Source organism: Rhodococcus sp. (in: high G+C Gram-positive bacteria) (genome assembly GCF_049286785.1).
GTDB lineage: Bacteria > Actinomycetota > Actinomycetes > Mycobacteriales > Mycobacteriaceae > Rhodococcus_F.
The window spans coordinates 1-1,569 of record NZ_JBAQEO010000374.1 but is presented as its reverse complement, the minus strand read 5'-3'; the positions used below and the strand labels follow the sequence as shown (position 1 = coordinate 1,569).

Genomic DNA, 1,569 nt, shown 5'->3' with positions numbered 1-1,569 from the left:
GCGCAACGCGGGATCGGGGTCGGTGCGGTCGGCAGTCGTGGGCGTCCGCTTATCCCGGCCACCGCCGGGGTAAGCGAGACGAATGTGGGTGCTCAGCTCGGACGTGTCCTTGGCCGAGGGCGCCATGGTGTTGATCCTGCTGGCCGCCCTGCAGTATCTCGCCGCCACAGTGTCGTCCCGCTGGCCCCGAGGCCGCACCGTGCTCACCGCCCGGCCGACCGTCCTCGTCGACCATGGCACCGTGTCCGAAGCGGCGCTGGCGCAGCAGCGGGTCAGCCCCGCCGAGGTCCGTCAGGCGATCCGCGCCTCCGGCGCCGGAGACATCAGTCGGGTTGCGGCCGTGGTGCTCGAGACCGACGGCAGCATGAGTGTCATCGGTCGCGAGCAGTTCGGCGACGGATCGGCCCTGCAGGATGTGGCCCGCCCCGGCGAGCATCCCCCTTCTCGAGGATCGGCCGACGGCGAGCGCTGATGTCCCCGACCGAGCCGGCGAGGATCCCCGATGGCGCCAACAGCCGGCGGGGACCGCTCTCCGCTGTGCTTGCGCGTCGGCAGGTGCTCGCCGAGGCGGCGCGCTCCCGGCTGTGGCCCGTCCCGGCGGCCGCGGTGGTGCTGGCCGTGCTGGCCGGCATCGGCCTGCCCGAACTCGACGCCGCCTTCGATGCCCGGCTGCCACCGACGGTGGCGGGATATCTGTTCGGCGGCGGTGCCGATGCCGCCCGCGAGGTGCTCGGCGCGATCGCCGCCTCGTTGATCACCGTGACGTCGCTGACGTTCTCGCTGACGTTGGTGACGCTGCAGCTGGCCAGCAGCCAGTATTCGCCCCGGCTCCTGCGCACCTTCGCCGCCGACCGTGTCGTCCAACGCACCCTGGCGTTGTTCCTGGCGACGTTCATCTATGCGCTGACCGTCTTGCGCACCGTCCGCAGCGACACCGACGGCACCGCGTTCGTCCCCCAGTTGGCGGTGACGACGGCGTACCTGCTGGCGGTGGCCAGTGTCCTCACCCTGGTGCTGTTTCTCGGGCATCTGGTCCGGCAGATCCGCATCGAGACCCTGCTCGAGCACGTGCGTACCGATACCTGTAATACCGCTACCCGCCTGCTGGCTCCCGATCTGCAGGACCGGCCTAACGTGCCGGTGCCCGAGCCGCCGGCGCACCCTCAGATCATCGAAGCTCATTCTTCCGGGTTCCTGGTCGAGGTCGACGAACACGGCCTGCTCACTGCGGCCACGCAGGCCGACGCGGTGGTGTGGGTGGTCCGGTCGGTGGGCAGCCCGGTGCTGGCGGGCACACCGGTGGCGTTGTGCTCGTCTACATGTCCGGACGCGGCGCTGAGCGGCGATTCGCTGGAGACGCTGCGCGAGAGGGTGTCGACGGCGCTGCGCACCGGCGGTGAACGCACCACCACCCAGGACATCGGTTACGGGCTGCGGCAGTTGACCGATGTGGTGGTGCGGGCCCTGTCACCTGGGATCAACGATCCCACCACCGCCGTGCACGGGTTGGTCTCGTGCACCGCGGTACTCGTCGACCTTCTCGACCTTCGGCTCGGCCCGTACACCCTG

General features: G+C 70.4%; 2 protein-coding genes. Both read left to right on the top strand.

The features are described from left to right. The first annotated feature begins 124 nt into the window (after positions 1-124). Positions 125-472, top strand: coding sequence for a YetF domain-containing protein (locus WAW17_RS13975; RefSeq protein WP_422333556.1), 348 nt, complete (start codon positions 125-127; stop codon positions 470-472). Continuing rightward, positions 472-1,569 (top strand): DUF2254 domain-containing protein (locus tag WAW17_RS13970; RefSeq protein ID WP_422333555.1); only part of this gene is annotated, 1,098 nt, incomplete at its 3' end. The genes WAW17_RS13975 and WAW17_RS13970, both read left to right, overlap by 1 nt.

Bases quoted from the DNA above. Each gene is read 5' to 3' on its own strand.
- WAW17_RS13975 (WP_422333556.1), top strand. From the start codon at position 125: ATGGTGTTGATCCTGCTGGCCGCCCTGCAGTATCTCGCCGCCACAGTG.